This window comes from Mycobacterium sp. IEC1808, assembly GCF_002101935.1.
Taxonomy (GTDB): domain Bacteria; phylum Actinomycetota; class Actinomycetes; order Mycobacteriales; family Mycobacteriaceae; genus Mycobacterium.
Genome location: NZ_LQPV01000001.1, coordinates 1 through 20,872 on the forward strand (window position 1 = coordinate 1; position 20,872 = coordinate 20,872).

The window sequence follows — 20,872 nt, forward strand, 5'->3', positions numbered from 1 at the left end:
GTTCGGCGCCGGCGCCTCCCGTACTGGCGGAGCCCGTGGCGATCCCACCTGCGCCGCCCGCGCCGCCGGCTCCGAACAGGCCGGCCCCGCCGCCGGAACCGCCTGCGCCGGCCGTGCTGGTGGGTGCGGCGGACATCCCGCCGGTGCCGCCCGCCCCCCCGGCTCCGAATAGCCCAGAGTGCCCGCCCGCGCCGCCGGCGCCGCCGTTCGCGTTCGGTTGCGCACCGGTGACGCCGCCGATGCCCCCGGCGCCGCCGGCACCACCGTTGCCGGAGAGCATGCCGCCGGCACCGCCTGCGCCGCCGGCCCCGCCCCCACTGAGCCCGCTGTCGCCGCCGGCGCCTCCGACGCCGCCGGTGCCGAACAGCCCGGCGTTGCCGCCGGCTCCGCCGCCGCCCGCGACGCTGATGGCGTTACCGCCCGCGCCGCCCGCTCCGCCGGCTCCGTAAATCAGGCCGCCCGCACCGCCGTTGCCGCCAAAGCCGCCGCGGCCATTGACGCTGACGCCCGCCGCGCCGCCGGCACCACCAGTTCCGAACAGCCCGGCGGCGCCGCCGGCCCCGCCAGAACCGCTCACCGCGCCGACGGTTTGGGTGCTGCCGCCGGCGCCGCCGGCCCCCGCGGTGCCCCAAAACAATCCGGCAGCGCCGCCGTTGCCGCCGTTTTGGCCCGCCGCCCCGGACCCACCGTTGCCGCCATTGCCGACCAATATCCCGCCCGGCCCGCCGTTTTGGCCTGTCCCCGGCGCGCCGTTGGCGCCATTGCCGATCAACGGGCGACCCAGCAGCGTCTGGGTCGGCGCGTTGATCGCGTTCAACAGCTGCTGCAGAGGCGACGCGTTGGCGGCCTCCGTGCTCGCGTACGAAACGGCGGCGGCGCCCACCGCGCGCACGAACTGCTCGTGAAATGCCGACACCTGTGCGCCCAGCGCCTGATATGCCTGGGCGTGCCCGGTGAAAACGGCTGTGATGGCCGCCGACACCTCGTCAGTCGCCGGCGCCAGCAGTCCGGTGGTGGGGGCCAGCGCGGCGAGATTCGCCTCAGTGAGCGCTGACCGAATAGTTGCCAGATCTGCCGCCGCGGCGTCGACCACCTCGGGCGCCGCTATCAGAAAGGACATGCGGCACCCTCCCGGCGTGTATCAACCCTGGGCGTTGGCGTAAGGCCATCAAGCCGGCAGAGCGTAACAGTTGCCGGGACAGAAAAGCTCGGGTTTTCGGCAAAACGCGCGGTGCGGCGGAACCGGCCCGCTTTCTAGACGTGTCGCGTGTTGGCGATGGCGCGGTCCATCTCCCAGTACGCGCGCAGGGCGACCATCTGGCCCTCGTCGTTGGCCTTGTAGGTGAAGACGCCCTCCGCGGTCGTCTGGTAGTCGCCCGTCGTGATGAGGATGTGCCCGACGTTGGCTTCCTCGTTGCCGCATTGGTAGGTGTCGCGGAAAAAGAACTCGATCTTGGTGGTGGGCGCGATGGTGTTGTCCCAGAACGCCTCGATCGCGTCGCGGCCGCGGTGCCCCTTACCTTCGGGGTCGAGGGGCGACGGCCCGATGGGGTCCTCGACGATCGCGTCGTCGGCGAACACCGCCAGCCACGCCGCCTTGTCCCTGGCGATGACCGCCTCGCGGGAGCGTCGCCCGGCCTCGTGGGCCGGGTGTTCGGTCATGCCGGGACCTTTTCGGGCTTGTCTGCGCCGACGACCCACATGGAGTAGTACTGCGAACCGCCACCGTAGGCGTGGCCCAACGCCTTTCGTGCGTTGGGAACCTGGTGATCGCCGCCCTTGCCCATCACCTGGATCGCGGCCTCCGCGAAGCGAATCAGGCCCGACGCCCCGATGGGGTTCGACGACAGCACGCCGCCCGACGGGTTCACCGGAAGCCGGCCGCCGATCTTGGTCTCGCCCGCCTCGGTGAGCTTCCAGCCCTCGCCCTCGGGGGCAAACCCGAGGTTTTCCAACCACATCGGCTCGAACCAGGAGAAGGGCACGTAGATCTCGGCCGCGTCGATCTCGTCGATCGGGCTGGTGATGCCGGCCGCCTTCCACAGCGCCGCGGCCGCGTCACGCCCTGCCTGCGGGCTGACCTGGTCGCGTCCAGAGAACTGCAGCGGCTCGGTGCGCAGGGCGGTCGCGTGAATCCAGGCGACCGGCTGCCCTTGCGCCACACGGGCTTCGGCGGCCTCCTCGTTGCCGATGACGACCGCCGCCGCGCCGTCGGAGGACGGGCACGTCTCGTCGTAGCGGATAGGGTCCCACAGCATCGGGGACTCCAGCACCTTCTCGACGGTGATGTCGGGCTGGTGCAGATGGGCCAGCGGGTTGCGCGCCCCGTTGAGCCGGTCCTTCACCGCGACCATGGCACCGATGTTCAGTGGTGCCCCCGAACGGCGGATGTAGGACCGCACGTGCGGGGCGAAGTATCCGCCGGCGCCGGCACCGACCGGCTTGATGAACGGGATCGGAATCGACAACGCCCACATGGCATTTGATTCCGACTGCTTTTCCCAGGCCATCGCCAGGACGCGGCGGTACTTTCCGGATTGCACCAGGCTGGCGGCGACGACGGCGGTGGACCCGCCGACCGAACCCGCGGTGTGCACCCGGATCATCGGCTTGCCGGTGGCCCCCATGGCGTCGGCCATGAACAGTTCGGGCATCATGACGCCCTCGAAGAAGTCCGGAGCCTTGCCGACCACGACGGCGTCGATGTCGTCGAAGGTCGAACCGGAGTCTTCCAGTGCGCGGTCGATCGCCTCGCGCACCAGGCCGTTCATCGAGACGTCTTTGCGCTTGGCAACGTACTTCGTCTGCCCGGTACCGAGTACCGCGGCAAGGTGTGCCCCTGCACCGGCCATCAGTTCTTTCCTTCCATGACCGCGACCAGGTTCTGTTGCAGGGCGGGCCCGCTGGTTGCGTGCGCCAGCACCCGCCCGGCCGAACCGTTCCAGATGTGTTGTGCGGCAAAGCCGATCCGTTCCAGGCCGGCGACGAACATGGGGTTGGCCGCCAGCGCCCCGCCGGACGGGTTGACCTTCGTCGTGCCGGCAAGCCCGATGGCTTCGGCCAGAATCAGGTGCTGGTGGGTGAATGGCGCATGAATCTCCGCGATGTCAACCGAGGTGTTGCCGCCGGTGGCCGCCTTGGCCGACACCGCCGTCGACGGCGACTGCGTCAGGTCGCGGGCACCCAGGACGGGGGTTTCGATGCGATGCTCGATTCCCGTTATCCAGGCGGGGTTTTCGCGAAGTTCGCGCGCCCGTCCGTCGGCGGCGAGCACGATGGCCGCGGCGCCATCGGTGATGGGCGCGATGTCGTGCCGGCGCAGCGGGTCGTTGAAGAACGGCCGGGCGAGCAGTTCGTCGATGCTCTTGGCCGGTTTTACCGAGTCATTGCGATCGGCGTACGCAAACGAGTCGAGGGCGACTTGGGCCATCTGTTCGGGCGTCCATTTGCCGGAGTCGAGCCCGAGACGGGCCTGTAGGCCGGCCATCGACACCGAGTCCGGCCACAACGGTGCCACCGTGTAAGGGTCGGTCTGCCGCGACAGGATCTGCCGCAGGATCCCCGCCGACGACTTGCCGAAGCCGTACACCAGGGCGGTGTCGACCTCACCGGTCAGGATCTTGATGTAGGCCTCGTACAGCGCCCACGCCGCGTCCATCTCGACGTGCGACTCGTTGATCGGGGGAACGGCGCCAATCGAGTCGATCGCCGAGATGAACGAAAACGCCCGCCCGGCAAGGTAATCGGACGATCCCGAGCACCAGAATCCGATGTCGGACTTGGTGATGCCCAGCTCTTCGTAGAGCTCGGCGAAGCACGGCATCAACATTTCGACGCCGTTGGTGGTGCCGTCGGTGCGACGGACGTGCGGCGCGTGCGCGAAGCCGACGACCGCAACGTTGCGAGCGCTCATGTGCAGCTGGGTCCTTTACAGGTGGTGCTTGTAGGTGTCGTACTCGGCGTCGGGTTCACCGGTCGGCCGGAAGTACTCGATGTTGTCGATGCCGAATCCCCACTCGTCGCGGGGTTTCCAGACGGCCTCGACGCGCATGCCCATCCGCACCTCGTGCGCGTCGATGTCGGCGACGAGATGCAGGAACGGGATGTCGGCGCCGTCGAGCAGCACGTAGGCGGCCACGTAGGGCGGCTTGATGCGCTGGCCCTGGAACGGAATGTTGATGATCGCGAACGTCGTCACCGTGCCCTTGTCGGGCAGCTCGACGAAGTCGGTGGTCGGCAGGCCGGTGGCCGGGTCCGCGCCGTGCGGCGGGAAATACACCTTTCCGTTCTCGCCCGTTTTGGCGCCCAGCAGCTTGCCCTCCGCGATGGCGCGCAGGTAAGCGCTCTCCTCGTGCGACGCGCTGTGCTGAATGGTCAGCGAGACCGGCGTGACGATCATGGTGACGGGGTCCTGGTCGCTGGCGGGACCTTCCGGTTCGGCCTCCTCACCCAGCGCGAAGTAGGCGATATCGGTGATCGCGCCCACGGTCTCGTCGGCCCAGTGCGCGTGCACCCGGGCGCCGGTGTGGATCTTGTCGGGTTCGCCAGCATCAATGGCGTGCATCAGCAGGGTGTCCGCGCCGTCCAGCTTGATCAGCGCCCACGCGAAGGGCCGGTCCAGCGGCTGGCCCTCGATCGGCTCGGGCTGCCACGTCCAGGACGCGACGGTGCCGACGCTCGACACCGGTACCATCTCGCCCAGCGGCTCGTAGGTAACCGGGTCATATTCCGCCGGCGGCACATGCACCCGGCCATCCGATCCGCGCACCCCGAGGATGCGGCGGTCACGCAACGCGGTGAAGAACTTGCTCAGCGTGGCGCCCACCGAACGGGTGTAGTCGAATGACAACGTCAGTGGCGCGGAGAGCGGTGGCTCAGGGTGATCCATCAAGGTCGGGCTGCTCGAACTGGCTGTCACGCCATCGAGTAGAACAGGTTCTAAGAATCGTTTCAACATCGGGTCAGGAGAGGCACTCATCATGAAGCTGGGGTTGCAGCTGGGGTATTGGGGCGCCCAACCGCCGGAGAACCACGCGGAGCTCGTCGCCGCCGCCGAGGAGGCCGGATTCGACGCCGTGTTCACCGCCGAGGCGTGGGGATCGGACGCCTACACGCCTCTGGCCTGGTACGGCTCGTCGACGTCGCGGGTGCGACTGGGCACGTCGGTGGTGCAGCTGTCGGCGCGGACGCCGACGGCCTGCGCAATGGCCGCCCTGACGCTCGACCACCTGTCCGGGGGCCGGCACATCCTGGGGCTGGGCGTGTCCGGCCCACAGGTGGTGGAGGGCTGGTACGGCCAGTCCTTCCCGAAGCCGTTGGCCCGCACCCGTGAATACATCGACATCCTGCGGCAGGTATGGGCCCGGGAAAAGCCGGTGACCAGTGCCGGGCCGCACTACCCGCTTCCACTGACGGGTGCTGCGACAACCGGGCTGGGCAAGCCGCTCAAGCCCATCACCCATCCGCTGCGGGCCGACATCCCGATCATGCTAGGCGCCGAGGGCCCCAAAAACGTGGCGCTGGCCGCCGAGATCTGCGACGGCTGGCTGCCGATCTTCTACACCCCGCGGCTGGCCGACATGTACAACGCATGGCTCGACGAGGGTTTCGCCCGTCCCGGTGCCCGTCGCACGCGGCAGGACTTCGAGATCTGTGCGACGGCCACCATCGTCATCACCGACGACCGCGGCGGCGCCTTCGCGGCCATGAAGCCCTATTTGGCGCTGTACATGGGCGGCATGGGCGCCGAGGACACCAACTTCCACGCCGACGTCTACCGCCGGATGGGCTACTCCGAGGTCGTCGACGACGTCACCAAGCTCTTCCGCAGCAACCAGAAGGACAAGGCCGCCGAGATCATCCCCGACGAGCTGGTCGACGACGCCGCGATCGTCGGCGACATCGACTACGTCCGTAAGCAGGTGAAGGTGTGGGAGGCCGCGGGCGTGACGATGATGGTGGTCAACGGCCGCAATGCCGAGCAGATCAGCGAGCTTGCTACCTTGGTCTAGCCCGGTCCCAAAGAGGGTTGCCGTCCGAATAGAACGCGTTCTAGATTGGCCCGATGACAGCCTCGCAACACACGATCGCCGGCACCGTACTCACGATGCCGGTGCGGATCCGGCGGGCAAATCAGCACATGGCGATGTTCTCGGTGGACGCCGACGCCGCGCAACGCCTGATCGACTACAGCGGCCTGCAGGTCTGCCGTTATCTGCCGGGCCGCACGGTTGTCGTGCTGATGCTGATGCACTACATCGACGGTGACCTCGGCCAGTACTACGAATTCGGCACCAGTGTGATGGTCAACCCGCCGGGCTCTGCGGCCAGCGGACCGCGTGCGCTGCAGTCGGCCGGCGCATTCATCCACCACCTGCCCGTCGACCAGCCGTTCACGCTGGAGGCGGGGACCAAGATCTGGGGTTACCCGAAAGTCATGGCGGACTTCACCGTTCGCGAGGGCCGTGATTTCGGATTCGACTGCACCGTCGACGGGCAACTGGTGATCGACATGGAATTCCGTCGGGGCCTGCCGTTTTCGCTGACCCCGCGCCAGCAGGCGCAGCGCACCTACTCGCACCGCGACGGCGTCACCCGCGAGACCTCCTTCGAACACACGCTGGACGGCGTGCGCACCCGATTCGGCGGGGTGCGCGTCCGGCTGGGCGATCACCCCTACGCGAAAGAGCTGGCGTCGCTGGGCCTTCCGAAGCGCGCGATGCTGTCAAGCTCGGTCGACAACGTACAGATGACCTTCGGCGATGCTCAGGAGATCTCATGACAGTGACGTCAGTGACCAGACCCGATGTGGACCTGACCGACGGAACCTTCTACGCCGGTGACTCGCACGCCGTCTACCGCTGGATGCGGGAGAACGAGCCGGTCTTCCGGGACCGCAACGGGCTGGCCGCCGCGTCGACGTACCAGGCCGTCATCGATGCCGAGCGCAACCCCGAGTTGTTCTCGAACGCCGGCGGCATCCGGCCCGACCAAGACGGCGTCGAGATGATGATCGAGATGGACGATCCGCAACATCTGTTGCGCCGCAAGCTCGTCAACTCCGGATTCACCCGCAAACGCGTGAAAGACCAAGAGTCCAAGATCCTTTCGCTGTGCGACACGCTGATCGACGCGGTGTGCGAACGCGGCGAGTGCGACTTCGTCTGGGACCTCGCCGCGCCGCTGCCGATGGCGGTTATCGGCGACATGCTGGGCGTGCTGCCGGAGGAACGCGCGATGTTCCTCAAGTGGTCCGACGAGTTGGTCGGCGCGTTGAGCAGCACCGCGGCCGAAGCCGATATCCAGGTCACCATGAACGCCTTCGCCGCCTACAGCGAATATATGATGGGAATGATCGCGGCCCGCAAGGCCGAGCCGACCGACGATCTCGTCAGCGTCCTGGTGCACGCGGAGGTCGAGGGGTCACGCCTGGAGGACCACCAGATCGTCACCGAGGTTCTCCTGCTCCTGATCGGCGGCGACGAGACCACCCGCCACACGCTGTCGGGCGGCACCCGGCAGCTGCTGTTGCATCCCGATCAGCACCGGCGGTTGGTCGACGATCTGAGCCTGCTGCCCAACGCGATCGAAGAGATGCTGCGCTGGACCGCGCCGGTGAAGAACATGGCCCGCACCATCACCGCCGACACCGAATTCCACGGCACGGCGCTGCGCCAGGGCGAAAAGATGATCCTGCTGTTCGAGTCGGCGAACTTCGACGAGAAGGTCTTCGACGATCCGGAGAGCTTCAACATCGAGCGCTACCCGAACAACCACCTGGCGTTCGGCTTCGGCACGCACTTCTGCCTGGGCAATCAGCTCGCGCGGCTGGAGTTGTCGATCATGCAGACGCGGCTGCTGCAGCGTCTGCCGGACTTGCGGCTCGCGTCGGACGCGGCGCTGCCGTTGCGCCCGGCGAACTTCGTCTCCGGCCTGGAGCAGATGCCGGTGGCGTTCACGCCGAGTGCGCCGCTGGGCTGAGCGTCGGTTTGCGCCTGACGCGGGCCTTAGTCACATCAGCACCATTGGCCTCTGGCGGAAAGCACCAAGCGTTGTGCCCGCCTCCGAGCGACAAGTCGTCGATCCGGGGGTGTGACCGCGCAACCGGCGGGCGTCTGTCGCTGTGAGGCGGGCACGAAGGCACTCACCCAGCCGGGGGGCGGGTGTGGCGAATGGTGCGTCAGCGGTTCTGGAAGTTGGGCTTGCGCTTCTCGGCGAAAGCCCGCGGACCTTCCTTGGCGTCGTCGGACAGGAACACCTTGATGCCGATCTGGGTGTCGATCTTGAACGCGTCGTTCTCGTGCAATCCCTCGGTCTCCCGGATCGCCCGCAGGATCGCCTGCACGGCGAGCGGGCCGTTGTTCTCGATGATCTCGGCGATCTCCAGCGCCTTGGTCAGCGCCTGACCGTCCGGGACGACGTGCCCGATCAGGCCCATCTCCTTCGCTTCGGCGGCGGTGATGTGCCGTCCGGTCAGCAGCAGGTCGCAGGCGACCGTGTAGGGGATCTGCCGCACCAGCCGCACGGCGGACCCGCCCATCGGATACAGGCTCCACTTGGCTTCCGAGATGCCGAATTTGGCGCTCTCACCGGCCACCCGGATGTCGGTGCCCTGCAGGATCTCGGTTCCTCCGGCGATCGCGGGTCCCTCGACGGCTGCGATGAGCGGTTTTGTCAGCCGGCGCCCCTTCAGCAACGCGTCGATCCGTGACGGGTCGTAGCTGCCGTCCTTGAACGAGTCCCCCGGCGGTTTCTTGGTTGCCGTCTTGAGATCCATGCCGGCGCAGAAGTAGCCACCGGCCCCCGTCAGGATGCAGCACCGAATGTCGTCGTCGTTGTCGACTCGGTCCCAGGCCTGCACCATGATTTCCATCATTTCGGTGCTCAGCGCGTTGCGGGCGTGCGGCCGGTTCAACGTGACGATCAGGGTGTGACCACGCTGTTCGACGAGTGCGTCAGGTCCCGTTTGCTCGTTTGCTGGAGACTCGGCCACGGCGGGTGCCTTTCGGTCGGCGTTGGGGGTGAGCTTGTCAAGAAATGTAACACGTTCTAATTTGGTGGCCGTGGCCCTGAATATTGCCGACCTTGCCGAGCACGCCATCGACGCTGTGCCTGACCGTGTTGCCCTCATCTGCGGCGACGAGAAGCTGACCTACGCCCAGCTGGAGGAGAAGGCCAACCGCTTCGCCCACTACCTGATCGACCAGGGCGTCAAGAAGGACGACAAGGTCGGGCTGTACTGCCGCAACCGCATCGAGATCGTCATCGCGATGCTCGGCATCGTCAAGGCCGGCGCCATCATCGTCAACGTCAACTACCGCTACGTCGAGGGCGAGCTGCGCTACCTGTTCGACAACTCCGACATGGTCGCGCTGGTGCACGAGCGCCAGTACTCCGACCGGGTCGCCAACGTGCTGCCGGACACCCCGAACGTCAAGACGATCCTCGTCGTCGAGGACGGCAGCGACAACGACTACCAGCGCTATGGCGGCGTCGAGTTCTACGCGGCGATCGCGCAGGGCTCGCCGGAGCGGGACTTCGGCGAGCGCAGCGCCGACGACATCTACCTGCTGTATACGGGTGGCACGACGGGCTTTCCCAAGGGCGTGATGTGGCGCCACGAGGACGTCTACCGGGTGCTGCTCGGTGGAACCGACTTTGCCACGGGTGAATTCGTCAAGGACGAATACGATCTGGCCAAGGCCGCCGCAGCCAACCCGCCGATGATCAACTATCCGGTTCCGCCGATGATCCACGGCGCCACCCAGTCGGCCACCTGGAGGTCGCTCTTCTCAGGCCAAACCACCGTGCTGGCACCGGAATTCAACGCCGACGAGGTCTGGCGCACGATCCACGATCACAAGGTGAACATGCTGTTCTTCACCGGCGACGCGATGGCCCGGCCGTTGCTCGATGCGCTTGACAGGCAAAACGACTACGACCTGTCGTCGCTGTTCATGCTGGGCAGCACCGCGGCGTTGTTCTCGCCGAGCATCAAGGAGCGCCTGCTCGAGCTGCTGCCCAACCGGGTCATCACCGACTCGATCGGCTCCTCGGAGACCGGCTTTGGTGGCACCAGCATCGTCGCCAAAGACGCCCCGCACAGCGGTGGGCCCCGCGTCACAATCGACCACCGCACCGTCGTGCTCGACGAGGACGGCAACGAGGTGAAGCCCGGTTCGGGCGTGCGCGGTTTCATCGCCAAGAAGGGCAACATCCCGGTCGGCTACTACAAGGACGAGAAGAAGACGGCCGAAACGTTCCGGACCATCAATGGTGTTCGCTACGCGATCCCGGGCGACTGGGCCCTGGTCGAAGAGGACGGCACGGTCACCATGCTGGGTCGCGGCTCGGTGTCGATCAACAGCGGCGGCGAGAAGATCTACCCCGAGGAGGTCGAGGCGGCGCTCAAGGGCCACCGTGACGTCTTCGACGCCCTGGTGGTCGGCGTGCCCGATCCCCGCTACGGGCAGCACGTGGCCGCCGTCGTGCAGCCGCGGCCCGGGGCACGGCCCTCGCTGGCGGAGCTGGACAGCTTCGTGCGCTCCGAGATCGCGGGATACAAAGTGCCGCGCAGCCTTTGGCTGGTCGACGAGGTCAAGCGGTCGCCCGCGGGCAAGCCCGACTACCGGTGGGCCAAGGAGCAGACCGAGGCGCGCCCCGCCGACGAAGTGCATGCGAGCCACGTAACAACCTGATCGGCTCCTAGCCGCGTGACCCACTGTGTGGTGGGTCTAGAGTCGAATCGCGATGACGATCGACGTGTGGATGCAACATCCGACGCAACGGTTTCTGCGCAGCGACATGCTGGCCTCGCTGCGGCGTTGGACCGGGGGATCGATCCCCGACACCGACATACCGATCGAAGCGACCCTCGGCGCGATGGACGCGGCCGGCGTCGACTTCGGCCTGCTGAGCGCGTGGCTCGGCCCGGCCGGCCAGGACTTGGTCTCCAACGACGAGGTCGCGGGCTGGGTGCGGTCGCACCCGAGCCGGTTCGCCGGCCTGGCCACGGTCGACCTCGATCGCCCGATGGTCGCGGTCCGCGAGCTGCGGCGCCGCCTGAAGGAGGGCTTCGTCGGCTTGCGGGTGGTGCCCTGGCTGTGGGACGCGCCGCCCACCGACCGCCGCTACTACCCGCTGTTCGCCGAATGCGTGGAGTCCGGGGTGCCGTTCTGCACCCAGGTCGGTCACACCGGCCCGCTGCGGCCGTCGGAGACCGGGCGGCCGATTCCCTACATCGACCAGGTGGCCCTCGACTTTCCCGAACTGGTCATCGTCTGCGGCCACGTCGGCTACCCGTGGACCGAGGAGATGGTGGCCGTCGCACGCAAGCACGAGAACGTCTACATCGACACCTCGGCCTACACCATCAAGCGGCTGCCGGAAGAGCTCGTCAGGTTCATGAAAACCGGCACCGGGCAACGCAAGGTCCTGTTCGGCACCAACTACCCGATGATCATCCACAGCCACGCTCTCGCGGGCCTGGATGAACTTGGGCTCAGCGACGACGCCCGCCGAGACTTCTTGCGCGGCAACGCCCAACGTGTTTTCAAACTGGAGGCAAACAGGTGAACGGCGCACAAGCCCTGATCAATACCCTGGTCGACGGCGGCGTCGACGTGTGCTTCGCCAATCCCGGCACCTCGGAGATGCACTTCGTGGCCGCACTCGACGCGGTGCCCCAAATGCGGGGCGTGCTAGCCCTTTTCGAGGGAGTGGCCACCGGCGCGGCCGACGGATACGCGCGCATCGCCGGTCGGCCGGCCGCGGTGCTGTTGCACCTGGGCCCCGGACTGGGTAACGGCCTCGCCAACTTGCACAACGCGCGCCGCGCCCGGGTGCCGATGGTGGTGGTCGTCGGCGACCACGCCACCTATCACAAAAAGTACGACGCCCCATTGGAATCCGACATCGACGCCCTTGCCGGCACCGTCTCGGGATGGCTGCGCCGCACCGAGCAGACCGCCGACGTCGCGTTCGACGCCGCGGAGGCGATCGCCGCCAGCCGGTCGGGATCGCAGATTTCGACGCTGATCCTCCCCGCCGACGTGTCCTGGTCGGACGGCGGTCAACCGGCGCGAACACCGCCCGCCGAGCCGCCGCGGCCCGATCCCGCCCTGGCGTCCGAGGTGCTCGAGGTTTTGCGTTCGGGGGAGCCCGCGGTGCTCATGATCGGCGGCGACGCCACCCGAGGGCCCGGGCTGGCGGCCGCCGCCCGCATCGCCGAGGCGACCGGGGCCAGGCTGTTGTGCGAGACGTTCCCGGCCCGGCTGGAGCGCGGCGCCGGGGTCCCCGCCGTCGAGCGGCTGGCCTACTTCGCGGAGGCGGCCACCGCCCAGCTCAACGGCGCGAAGCACCTGGTGCTGGCGGGCGCCAAGTCGCCGGTGTCGTTCTTCGCCTACCCGAGCATGCCCAGCGACCTGGTGCCGGCCGGCTGCCAGGTGCATGTGCTCGCCGAATACAACTGCGCTGCAAACGCTTTGTCCGCATTGGCCGACGAGCTGGCGCCCGGGACGGTTGCGCCGGTGGCGGCCGCATCGCGTCCGCAGCTGCCCACGGGTGCGCTGACGTCCGCGTCGGCGGCCGAGGTGATCGGGGCGCTCCTGCCGGAAGGGGCGATCGTCGTCGACGAGTCGAACACGTCGGGCATCATGCTGGAGCGGGCCACCGCCGGTGCGCCGGCCCATGATTGGCTGACGCTGACCGGCGGCGCGATCGGCTACGGCATTCCCGCCGCGGTGGGGGCCGCGGTGGCCGCGCCCGATCGTCCGGTGCTGTGCCTGGAATCCGACGGGTCGTCGATGTACACGATCTCGGGGTTGTGGACCCAGGCGCGCGAAAACCTTAACGTGACCACCGTGCTCTACGACAACAGCGCCTACGACATCTTGCGGATCGAGCTGGGGCGCGTGGGGGCCGGGTCGTCGCCCGGCCCGAAGGCGCTCGATCTGCTGGACTTGTCACGTCCCACAATGGATTTCGTCAAGATCGCCGAGGGCATGGGAGTTCCCGCGCGGCGCGTCACCACGGCTGAGGAGTTCGCCGATGCCCTCCGCGTGGCCCTGTCCGAACCGGGGCCGCACCTGATTGACGCCGTGGTGCCCTCACTGACGGGCTAGGATTGGTCGGCTGTGCGCCGCCTCACCGCTCGCTCAGCGCCGGAAGGTGTGCGACGAGCCAGTCCGTCATCGCGTCGACAACCTCGACACCGGCCTCGAACGCGTGTGCCTGGGCGGCCACTCCCACACCCACGTGCCCGGAATCCGTTGGCACAATTCCGAATTGCCGGACCAGGTAGTCGCCGCGCACCCCGGGGCCCCAACCCCCCTTGGCGGCAAACCCTTTGGCGGCCAACCCCCATCGTTGGGCGGGCGTGAGGCGGCGCATGAGGTCGACGACGGTGGCCGCGTCGGCGAGGCCTGGAAGCTGGGCGGCGAATCGCGCCTGCCGGCGCAGCGCCCATTGCGTCTGCCCAAACGCGGTGTAGCCGCGGCGAAGTCGTTGTGATTCGACCACGGTGTCCGGATCGCCGCATTCGTGGACGACGGCCCGCACCCGCCCGGCGGCCTCCGCGGGCTCGCCCAGCTGGGACCACAATTGCTCGGAGGCATGGTTGTCGGATTCAGTGATGGCCTTGACGACCAGCTCCCGGGCGCGCCCCGGGTCGGCGCGCAGGGCCGCAATCGCCAACGGCACCTTGATCGTTGACCATGCGACGCCGGACGACCATCGGCCCCACGAGTACACCTCGGCAACACCCGGGGGAGCGATCGCGACGCCGATGGTCGCCGGGACGGTGGCGGCCAGCTTCTCGAAGCTCGCTTCGATCGCGGGCGCTACCGGCGAATCGGCCATACCGGATCACCGCAGTCGACACCCTGGGCCGACAACTGGCGCTTGAGCACCTTGAAGGTCACCGTCCGCGGCAGCTCGGCGCTCACCCGGACGTACGACGGCCACTGCTTGGGGCCCAGGTCGGGTTGTTCTGCCAGGAAGGCCCGGAACTTCTCGGGATCGAACTCGACGCCGTCCGCCATGACCAACGCGGCCATCACCTGGTCGCCGACGACCGGGTCGGGCACCGCGTACACCGCGACCTCGGTGGCGTCGGGGTAGCGCAGCAGCACGCGCTCGATCGGGGCCGCCCCCAGGTTCTCCCCGTCCACCCGCATCCAATCACCAAGGCGTCCGGCGAAGTACGCGTAGCCGGCCTCGTCGCGGTAGCCCAGGTCGCCGCTGTGGTAGATGCCGCCGGCCATCCGATCGGCCTCGGCGGCCTCGTCGTTGTAGTAACCCTCGAAGCGGCCCGGCCCGGCGGTGTTCACGATCTCGCCGACCACCCCGACGGGGCACGGCTCGCCGGTGTCGGGGTCGACGATCTCGATGCCGTCCGGCAGTGGGCCCAGCGCACCCGGCGGGGTGTCGGGCGTGCGGGCGATCGCCACCCCGCCCTCGGTCGAGCCGAACCCGTCCTGCACGACGCAGCCGAACCTGCGGCCGAAGCGTTCGATGTCGCCGGGCACGCCCTCGTTGCCGTAGACCGCCCGCAGCGGGTTGTCGGCGTCGTCGGGCCGCTCCGGCGTGGCGAGCACATACGACAACGGCTTGCCGACGTAGTTGGCGTAGGTGGCGCCGTAGCGGCGGACGTCCGGCAAGAAGCCAGACGCGGAGAATTTGCGCCGCAACGCCATTGATCCCTGGCACGCGGCAGCCACCGCCCAGCCGACCAGTACTGCGTTGGAATGAAATAACGGCATCGACACGTAGCAGACGTCGTCGCGTCCCAGGCTGAAGCGCTGCGTCATCGTCACACCGGCGATCGCGACCTTGCCGTGGCTGCACTTCACCGCCTTGGGCTCCCCGCTGGTGCCCGAGGTGAAGATCAGCATGAACAGGTCCGCGGCCGAGGCGGACTGAAAACGGGGCTCCGCGTCGCGATGCGCGTCCACCTCGGCGGCCCACGCCGCGGACTCGACGTTGACATGCGCGATGTCGCCCAGCGGCTCGGCCGACTTCGAATCGGCAAGCACCACTTGACAGTCGGCGTGGGCGATGTCGCGGGCCAGCGCCTCACCGCGCCGCACCGGGTTGAGCCCCACCGGCACGATGCCGGACATCCCGGCTGCCACCAGTATCGCCGAGAAGAACGGGGTGTTCTCCAGCAGCACGCCGACGTGCGGCGGCTTGGCCGGGTCGAGGCGCTCACGCAGCGCCGCCGCGATCGCGGCACCGTGCCGGAGGTGATCACGCCAGCTGACGAACGTGTCCTCGAAATAGACGCCGCGATCGTCGATTTCGGCGAGCGGAACCAGGAGCTTGGTGACGGTCGGGTCGGCTGGGATCACGAAGCCCACGGTGACCCCCGCCTGTTCCACGGACGTCGCCCTCAGGCCGGCGTTTCCGCCAGTTCGCGGCCGATGCGGCGCAACTGTCCGGTGGCACCGTGCAACGCGAACTCGATCTCCTTTGCGGCCAGGAAATAACGGTGCACCGGGTGATCGGTGTCGACGCCGACGCCACCGTGGATGTGCACGATGGTGTGCGCCACCCGGTGCCCGGCGTCGGCGGCCCAGAACGCCGCGCTGGCGACGTCGATGTCGGCGGGCATGTCCTCCGACACCCGCCAGGCCGCCTGGGTGAGCGTCAGCCGCAGGCCCTTGACGTCGATGTACCCGTCGGCCAGTCGCTGTCCCACCGCCTGAAAGCTGCCGATCGGGCGGTCGAATTGCTCGCGGGTACGCGCGTATTCGGCCGTCATTTGCAATCCCCGCTCGAGCACTCCGAGCTGAAAGGCGCTGCGTCCCAAAGTAATCAGCGTGTCGAGCCAGGCGACGACAACCCCGTCGCCGACGATCCGTCCGGCGTCGACCTGCGTCCCGTCCAGGGCCAGGTGCCCGACGCTGCCCCGCCCCGTGGTTTGCAGCGCCGTCACCGTGACGCCCGGGTCGTCGGCTGCGACGAGGAAAACGGCTGTCCCGGAATCGGTTTCGGCCGGAACGAGGAAGGCGTCCGCGACGGGCGCAAAGCCGATCTGGGTGCGCGTCCCGGTCAGCCGGTAGCCCGCACCGTCGCTGACCGCTTGTACCGCGCCCTCACCCATCTCGCCGTCGAGCGCGACGGTGAGGATCTTTTCCCCTCGCACCGCCGGGGCGCCCCAGGCCTGCTGCAGCTCCTCAGAGCCGAACCGGGCCAGCGCCCCGGCGCCCAGCACCACCGATTCCAGGTAGGGCACCGCGGCCAGCTGGTGGCCCAGCGCCACCAGAATGGCGACCTGCTCGAGCACGCCGAAGCCGTCGCCACCCAATGACGCCGGCGCCGCGCTGGTCAGGATGTCGGCCTCGACCAGCTTGTCCCACAGCGCGCGGTCGAATCGTTGCTCCAGCCCGTCCAGCTCCCGGTGGTGCTGCGGCGTGCACACCGCGTCCACGATGGTGTCGACCAACCCGCCGAGGTCCTGTGCCGCCTCTGTCGTCGTGAAGTCCATGAATTCTCGTCCTTATATATAGAGAAAGCTCTAGCGGTTGGCTCGGGGCAGGCCCAGCGCGACCATTCCGATGATGTCGCGCTGCACTTCGTTGGTGCCGCCGCCGAAGGTCAGGATCAGGCAGGCCCGGTGCATCCGCTCGACCCGGCTGCGCAGCAGCGAACCCGGCGAATCCTGGCGGACCGTCGCCGCGGTGCCGAGCACCTCCATCAGCAGCCGGTAGGCCTCGGTGGCCAGCTCGGTCCCGTAGACCTTGGCCGCCGACGCGTCCGCCGGGTTCAGCGATTCGCTGTCCGACGACGCGAGCTCCCAGTTGATCAGCTTGAGCACCTCGGCCTTGGCGTGCACCCGGGCCAGATTCAGCTGCACCCACTCGGAGTCGATGAGCCGGGCCCCGCCGCCGTCCTTGGTGTTCTGCGCCCACTCGCGAACCTCGCGCAGGGCCAGGAAGATCGGTTGCGGCGACACCAGTGCGACCCGCTCGTGGTTGAGCTGGTTGGTCACCAGCTTCCAGCCGCCGTTCTCCTCGCCGATCAGGTTGGTCACGGGCACCCGCACGTCGGAGTAATACGTGGCACTGGTGTCCACACCGGCCATGGTGTGCACCGGCGTCCAGGAGAAGCCCTCGGCGGTGGTCGGCACGGTCAGCATCGAAATGCCGCGGTGCTTCTTGGCCTCCGGGTTGGTGCGCACCGCCAGCCAGACCCAGTCGGCGTAGGCGATCAGGCTGGTCCACATCTTCTGGCCGTTGATCACGTAGTCGTCGCCGTCGCGCACGGCGGTGGTGCGCAGGTTGGCCAGGTCGGTGCCGGCGCCGGGTTCGGAGTAGCCGATCGAGAAGTGCAGTTCGCCGGCCGCGATCTTGGGCAGGAAGAACTTCTTCTGCTCGTCGGTGCCGAAGGCCATGATCGTCGGCGCCACGCTGTTGATCGTCAGGAACGGCACGGGCACGCCGGCGATCGCGGCCTCGTCGGTGAAGATCAGCGAATCCATCGGGGAGCGGTCCTGGCCGCCGTACTCCTTGGGCCAGTTCAGGGTGAGCCACCCGTCCTTGCCCATCTGCGCGACGGTGTCGCGATACGCGTTGCCGGTGCCGACCTCGCCCTCGGTCGACGTCAGCGCCGCGCGGCGCTCCGGGGTCATGAGCTTGGTGAAGTACGACCGCAGCTCGCGACGCAGCTCCTCCTGTTCAGGGGTGTAACTGATGCGCATTCCAGCCGTCCTTTGGTTAACGTGACACGCGTAGCTCGACCAACGGCTACCCGTTCGCCTCCCCGGTTGTAACACGTTCTAGTCTGGGAATCCAGCGACCGTTTCGCCTGGCGCACCGGGGCCCTATGGTGGACCTACGAACCGATAGGGCGTGCGCTCAGGTTGAGGGCCAGTTTCGAGGAGGGTTCCGTGCGGGTGATCGTGGATCGTGACCGGTGTGAAGGGAACGCGGTGTGCTTGGGAATCGCACCCGACCTCTTCGATCTGGACGATGAAGACTATGCCGTCGTGAAGATCGATCCGATTCCGCCCGACCGGGAGCAGCTGGCCGAGCAGGCGATCGCCGAGTGCCCGCGCGCCGCGCTGCTCCGTGAAGACTGAACACAGACTAGAGGTATTCATAAATTGACTAGCAGCACAAACGCGACCGATCTATCCGGAAAGGTCGCGGTGGTGACCGGCGCGGCCGCGGGGCTGGGACGCGCCGAGGCGCTCGGCCTGGCCGGGCTGGGCGCCACCGTCGTCGTCAACGACATCGCCGCCGCGCTGGACGCCTCCGACGTCATCGACGAAATCAACTCGGCAGGGGCCAAGGCGGTCGCGGTGGCCGGCGACATTAGCCAGCGCGCGACCGCCGACGAGCTCGTGGCCACCGCCGACGGGCTGGGTGGCCTGGACATCGTCGTGAACAACGCCGGGATCACCCGCGACCGGATGCTGTTCAACATGTCCGACGAGGAATGGGACCTCGTCATCGCCGTGCACCTGCGCGGCCACTTCCTGCTGACCCGCAACGCGGCCACGTATTGGCGCACCAAGGCCAAGGACGCGGGCGGCCATATCTTCGGCAGGATCGTCAACACCGCATCGGAAGCCGGCCTGGTCGGGCCGGTGGGGCAGGCCAATTACGGAGCGGCCAAGGCGGGCATCATCTCGCTCACGCTGACGGCCGCGCGGGCGTTGGGCCGCTACGGGGTGTGCGCGAACGCGATCTGCCCGCGGGCCCGCACGGCGATGACGGCGGACGTCTTCGGCGACGCGCCGGAGGTGGAGGAAGGCGGCATCGACCCGCTCTCGCCCGAGCACGTGGTGAGCCTGGTCAAGTTCCTGTCGTCGCCCGCTGCCGCGGAAGTCAACGGGCAGGTGTTCATCGTTTACGGGCCGCAGGTGACACTTGTGGCCGCACCGACGGCGGAGCACAGATTCAAGGCGGACGGGCCGGCCTGGGAGCCCGGCCAGCTCAGCGGCGCGCTCCAGGAATACTTTGCTGGACGCGATCCGGAGCGGAACTTTTCCGCGGTCAACCTCATGGAGCAATGACGGGGTAAACGCGCTTTTTGAGCTGAAAATGCCGAGTAGAACACGTGTCAGATTGAACCATCAACAACAGCCCTGACCTGGTCAAATTAACGGTTCGGATACGGAAATGCTGTTCATTGACATGGTGCTCGTTCTCTGAGTTAATATGATCCGGCTTACACCGAGCCGCATGCGACCGAAGACAACGTTAAGGCGACACACAGGCTTCGCCGCGAGCAGCAGAGGGGGGCGGCCAAGTTGATAGAACAACTTTCGGTTCCCGCCCGCGCTGTGGGCGGGTTCTTCGAGATGATGATCGACACCGGCCGCGAGACTTTTCGACGGCCGTTTCAATTGGGGGAGTTCCTCGAACAGACGTGGATGATCGCCCGCGTGTCGCTGGTGCCGACGCTGCTGGTGTCCATCCCCTTCACCGTGCTGGTCGCGTTCACCCTCAACATCCTGCTGAGCGAGATCGGAGCCGCCGACTTGTCGGGCGCCGGAACGGCTTTCGGCACCGTCACCCAGCTCGGCCCGGTGGTGACGGTGCTCGTCGTCGCCGGCGCGGGCGCCACCGCGATCTGCGCCGACCTGGGTGCCCGCACCATCCGGGAAGAGATCGACGCGATGCGCGTGCTCGGCATCGACCCGGTCCACCGGCTCGTGGTGCCAAGGGTTTTGGCGTCGACCGTGGTAGCGCTGCTCCTCAACGGCCTGGTGTGCGCCATCGGCCTGTCCGGCGGTTATGTGTTTTCCGTCTTCCTGCAGGGCGTCAACCCGGGCGCCTTCATCAACGGCTTAACCGTGCTGACCGGGCTGCGCGAGCTGGTGCTCGCCGAAGTCAAGGCGCTGCTGTTCGGCGTGATGGCCGGACTGGTCGGGTGTTACCGCGGCCTGACCGTCAAGGGCGGACCGAAGGGCGTCGGGAACGCGGTCAACGAGACCGTCGTCTACGCGTTCATCTGCCTGTTCGTCATCAACGTCGTCATGACCGCCGTCGGTGTGCGGATCACCGCCAAGTGAGCACTCGATGAGCTACGACGCCACCCTGCGGTTTCGCCGTTTCATGTCGCGGCTGCAGCGGCCCATCGACGACTTCGGCGAGCAGGCGTTGTTCTACGGCAAGACAGTGCGTTACGTGCCGCAAGCGCTCACCCAATACCGGAAGGAGACGATCCGGAACGTCGCCGAAATGACGCTGGGCGCGGGGGCTCTCGTCATGATCGGCGGCACGGTCGGCGTCGCGGCCTTCCTGACCCTGGCCTCCGGTGGCGTCATCGCCGTGCAGGGGTATGCGTCGCTGGGCAACATCGGCATCGAGGCGCTGACGGGCTTCCTGTCGGCGTTCCTCAACGTCCGCGTCGTCGCCCCGGTGATCGCGGGCATCGCGCTGGCGGCCACCATCGGAGCGGGCGCCACCGCGCAATTGGGCGCGATGCGGGTGTCCGAGGAGATCGACGCCGTCGAATGCATGGCCGTGCAGTCGGTTTCCTACCTGGTGTCGACCCGGCTGATCGCCGGCCTGATCGCGATCATTCCGCTGTACTCGCTGTCGGTGCTCGCCGCGTTCTTCGCCGCCCGGTTCACCACGGTGTACATCAACGGGCAGTCCAAGGGCCTCTACGACCACTACTTCAATACGTTTCTCATCCCGTCGGACCTGCTGTGGTCGTTCCTGCAGGCCATCGTGATGGCCATCGCGGTCATGCTGGTGCACACCTATTACGGCTACAACGCCAGCGGCGGCCCGGTCGGCGTCGGCATCGCGGTCGGTCAGGCCGTGCGCACCTCGCTGATCGTCGTGGTCGTCATCACCTTGTTCATCTCGCTGGCCGTGTACGGCGCGTCCGGTAACTTCAACCTCTCCGGGTGAAG

At 67.7% G+C, this 20,872-nt stretch carries 20 protein-coding genes; 10 read left to right on the forward strand and 10 right to left on the reverse strand.

What is annotated here, in order from left to right; translation table 11 throughout:
• From AWB92_RS00005 to AWB92_RS00025, 5 genes are all read right to left on the reverse strand, one after another.
• Positions 1-1,120: PE family protein (locus tag AWB92_RS00005; protein WP_142281878.1), on the reverse strand; the 1,120-nt coding region annotated here is incomplete at its 3' end.
• A gap of 134 nt (positions 1,121-1,254) precedes the next feature.
• Complete coding sequence (locus tag AWB92_RS00010) at positions 1,255-1,662, reverse strand: nuclear transport factor 2 family protein (protein WP_085183517.1); 408 nt, start codon at positions 1,660-1,662, stop codon at positions 1,255-1,257.
• A complete protein-coding gene (locus tag AWB92_RS00015; RefSeq protein ID WP_085183518.1) occupies positions 1,659-2,852 on the reverse strand; it encodes a thiolase domain-containing protein in 1,194 nt (397 codons plus the stop codon). The genes AWB92_RS00010 and AWB92_RS00015 overlap by 4 nt, the downstream gene beginning before the upstream one ends.
• Positions 2,852-3,913: a thiolase domain-containing protein gene (locus tag AWB92_RS00020; protein WP_085183519.1), complete on the reverse strand. Its 1,062-nt coding sequence runs from the start codon at positions 3,911-3,913 to the stop codon at positions 2,852-2,854. The genes AWB92_RS00015 and AWB92_RS00020 overlap by 1 nt, the downstream gene beginning before the upstream one ends.
• A 15-nt stretch (positions 3,914-3,928) precedes the next feature.
• The gene (locus tag AWB92_RS00025; RefSeq protein ID WP_193791379.1) at positions 3,929-4,918 is read right to left on the reverse strand and encodes an OB-fold nucleic acid binding domain-containing protein; all 990 of its coding nucleotides are present in this window, start codon (positions 4,916-4,918) and stop codon (positions 3,929-3,931) included.
• Positions 4,919-4,979: 61 nt separating this feature from the next.
• Here AWB92_RS00025 and AWB92_RS00030 point away from each other — a divergent pair, with 61 nt between their 5' ends.
• Genes AWB92_RS00030 through AWB92_RS00040 form a run of 3 tightly spaced genes read left to right on the forward strand, consistent with a single transcriptional unit; the run spans position 4,980 to position 7,980 of the window.
• Positions 4,980-6,011 carry an LLM class F420-dependent oxidoreductase gene (locus AWB92_RS00030; protein ID WP_085183521.1) on the forward strand — a complete coding sequence of 344 codons (1,032 nt, stop codon included), beginning with the start codon at positions 4,980-4,982 and terminating at the stop codon, positions 6,009-6,011.
• Positions 6,012-6,064: 53 nt separating this feature from the next.
• Entirely contained in the window at positions 6,065-6,781 is a 717-nt protein-coding gene (locus AWB92_RS00035; protein ID WP_085183522.1) for an acetoacetate decarboxylase family protein, read from the forward strand.
• Positions 6,778-7,980, forward strand: coding sequence for a cytochrome P450 (locus tag AWB92_RS00040; protein ID WP_085183523.1), 1,203 nt, complete (start codon positions 6,778-6,780; stop codon positions 7,978-7,980). The genes AWB92_RS00035 and AWB92_RS00040 overlap by 4 nt, the downstream gene beginning before the upstream one ends.
• Before the next feature lie 199 nt (positions 7,981-8,179).
• Here AWB92_RS00040 and AWB92_RS00045 read toward each other — a convergent pair whose 3' ends face one another.
• Positions 8,180-8,992, reverse strand: a complete 813-nt coding sequence (locus AWB92_RS00045; protein ID WP_085183524.1) for a crotonase/enoyl-CoA hydratase family protein — start codon at positions 8,990-8,992, stop codon at positions 8,180-8,182.
• Positions 8,993-9,056: 64 nt separating this feature from the next.
• On the opposite strand from AWB92_RS00045, the gene AWB92_RS00050 reads away from it, so the two are divergent.
• Genes AWB92_RS00050 through AWB92_RS00060 form a run of 3 tightly spaced genes read left to right on the forward strand, consistent with a single transcriptional unit; the run spans position 9,057 to position 13,121 of the window.
• Entirely contained in the window at positions 9,057-10,697 is a 1,641-nt protein-coding gene (locus AWB92_RS00050; RefSeq protein ID WP_085183525.1) for an acyl-CoA synthetase, read from the forward strand.
• 52 nt (positions 10,698-10,749) lie between these two features.
• A complete protein-coding gene (locus AWB92_RS00055) occupies positions 10,750-11,574 on the forward strand; it encodes an amidohydrolase family protein (protein ID WP_085183526.1) in 825 nt (274 codons plus the stop codon).
• Positions 11,571-13,121, forward strand: coding sequence for an acetolactate synthase large subunit (locus tag AWB92_RS00060; protein ID WP_085183527.1), 1,551 nt, complete (start codon positions 11,571-11,573; stop codon positions 13,119-13,121). The genes AWB92_RS00055 and AWB92_RS00060 overlap by 4 nt, the downstream gene beginning before the upstream one ends.
• Positions 13,122-13,143: 22 nt before the next feature.
• Here AWB92_RS00060 and AWB92_RS00065 read toward each other — a convergent pair whose 3' ends face one another.
• From AWB92_RS00065 to AWB92_RS00080, 4 genes are read right to left on the reverse strand one after another with little or no spacing between them, the layout of a single operon-like run.
• Entirely contained in the window at positions 13,144-13,857 is a 714-nt protein-coding gene (locus AWB92_RS00065) for a hypothetical protein (RefSeq protein WP_085183528.1), read from the reverse strand.
• On the reverse strand, positions 13,839-15,347 hold the full coding sequence (gene fadD17 / locus AWB92_RS00070) for a long-chain-fatty-acid--CoA ligase FadD17 (RefSeq protein ID WP_142281879.1): 1,509 nt from the start codon (positions 15,345-15,347) through the stop codon (positions 13,839-13,841). The genes AWB92_RS00065 and fadD17 overlap by 19 nt, the downstream gene beginning before the upstream one ends.
• A 41-nt stretch (positions 15,348-15,388) precedes the next feature.
• Positions 15,389-16,486 carry an acyl-CoA dehydrogenase family protein gene (locus AWB92_RS00075; protein WP_085183529.1) on the reverse strand — a complete coding sequence of 366 codons (1,098 nt, stop codon included), beginning with the start codon at positions 16,484-16,486 and terminating at the stop codon, positions 15,389-15,391.
• 30 nt (positions 16,487-16,516) lie between these two features.
• Positions 16,517-17,698, reverse strand: coding sequence for an acyl-CoA dehydrogenase (locus AWB92_RS00080; RefSeq protein ID WP_068105420.1), 1,182 nt, complete (start codon positions 17,696-17,698; stop codon positions 16,517-16,519).
• A 189-nt stretch (positions 17,699-17,887) separates the two neighbouring features.
• On the opposite strand from AWB92_RS00080, the gene AWB92_RS00085 reads away from it, so the two are divergent.
• The 4 genes from AWB92_RS00085 (at position 17,888) to AWB92_RS00100 (ending at position 20,870) form a co-directional block, all read left to right on the forward strand.
• Positions 17,888-18,079 (forward strand): ferredoxin, encoded by a 192-nt coding sequence (locus AWB92_RS00085; protein ID WP_068105780.1) that lies wholly within the window; start codon positions 17,888-17,890, stop codon positions 18,077-18,079.
• A gap of 24 nt (positions 18,080-18,103) precedes the next feature.
• The gene (locus AWB92_RS00090; protein WP_085183530.1) at positions 18,104-19,018 is read left to right on the forward strand and encodes a 3-oxoacyl-ACP reductase; all 915 of its coding nucleotides are present in this window, start codon (positions 18,104-18,106) and stop codon (positions 19,016-19,018) included.
• Between the two features lie 237 nt (positions 19,019-19,255).
• Positions 19,256-20,020 (forward strand): ABC transporter permease, encoded by a 765-nt coding sequence (locus tag AWB92_RS00095; protein ID WP_068185235.1) that lies wholly within the window; start codon positions 19,256-19,258, stop codon positions 20,018-20,020.
• A gap of 7 nt (positions 20,021-20,027) precedes the next feature.
• A complete protein-coding gene (locus AWB92_RS00100; protein ID WP_085183531.1) occupies positions 20,028-20,870 on the forward strand; it encodes an ABC transporter permease in 843 nt (280 codons plus the stop codon).
• Positions 20,871-20,872 lie beyond the last annotated feature (2 nt).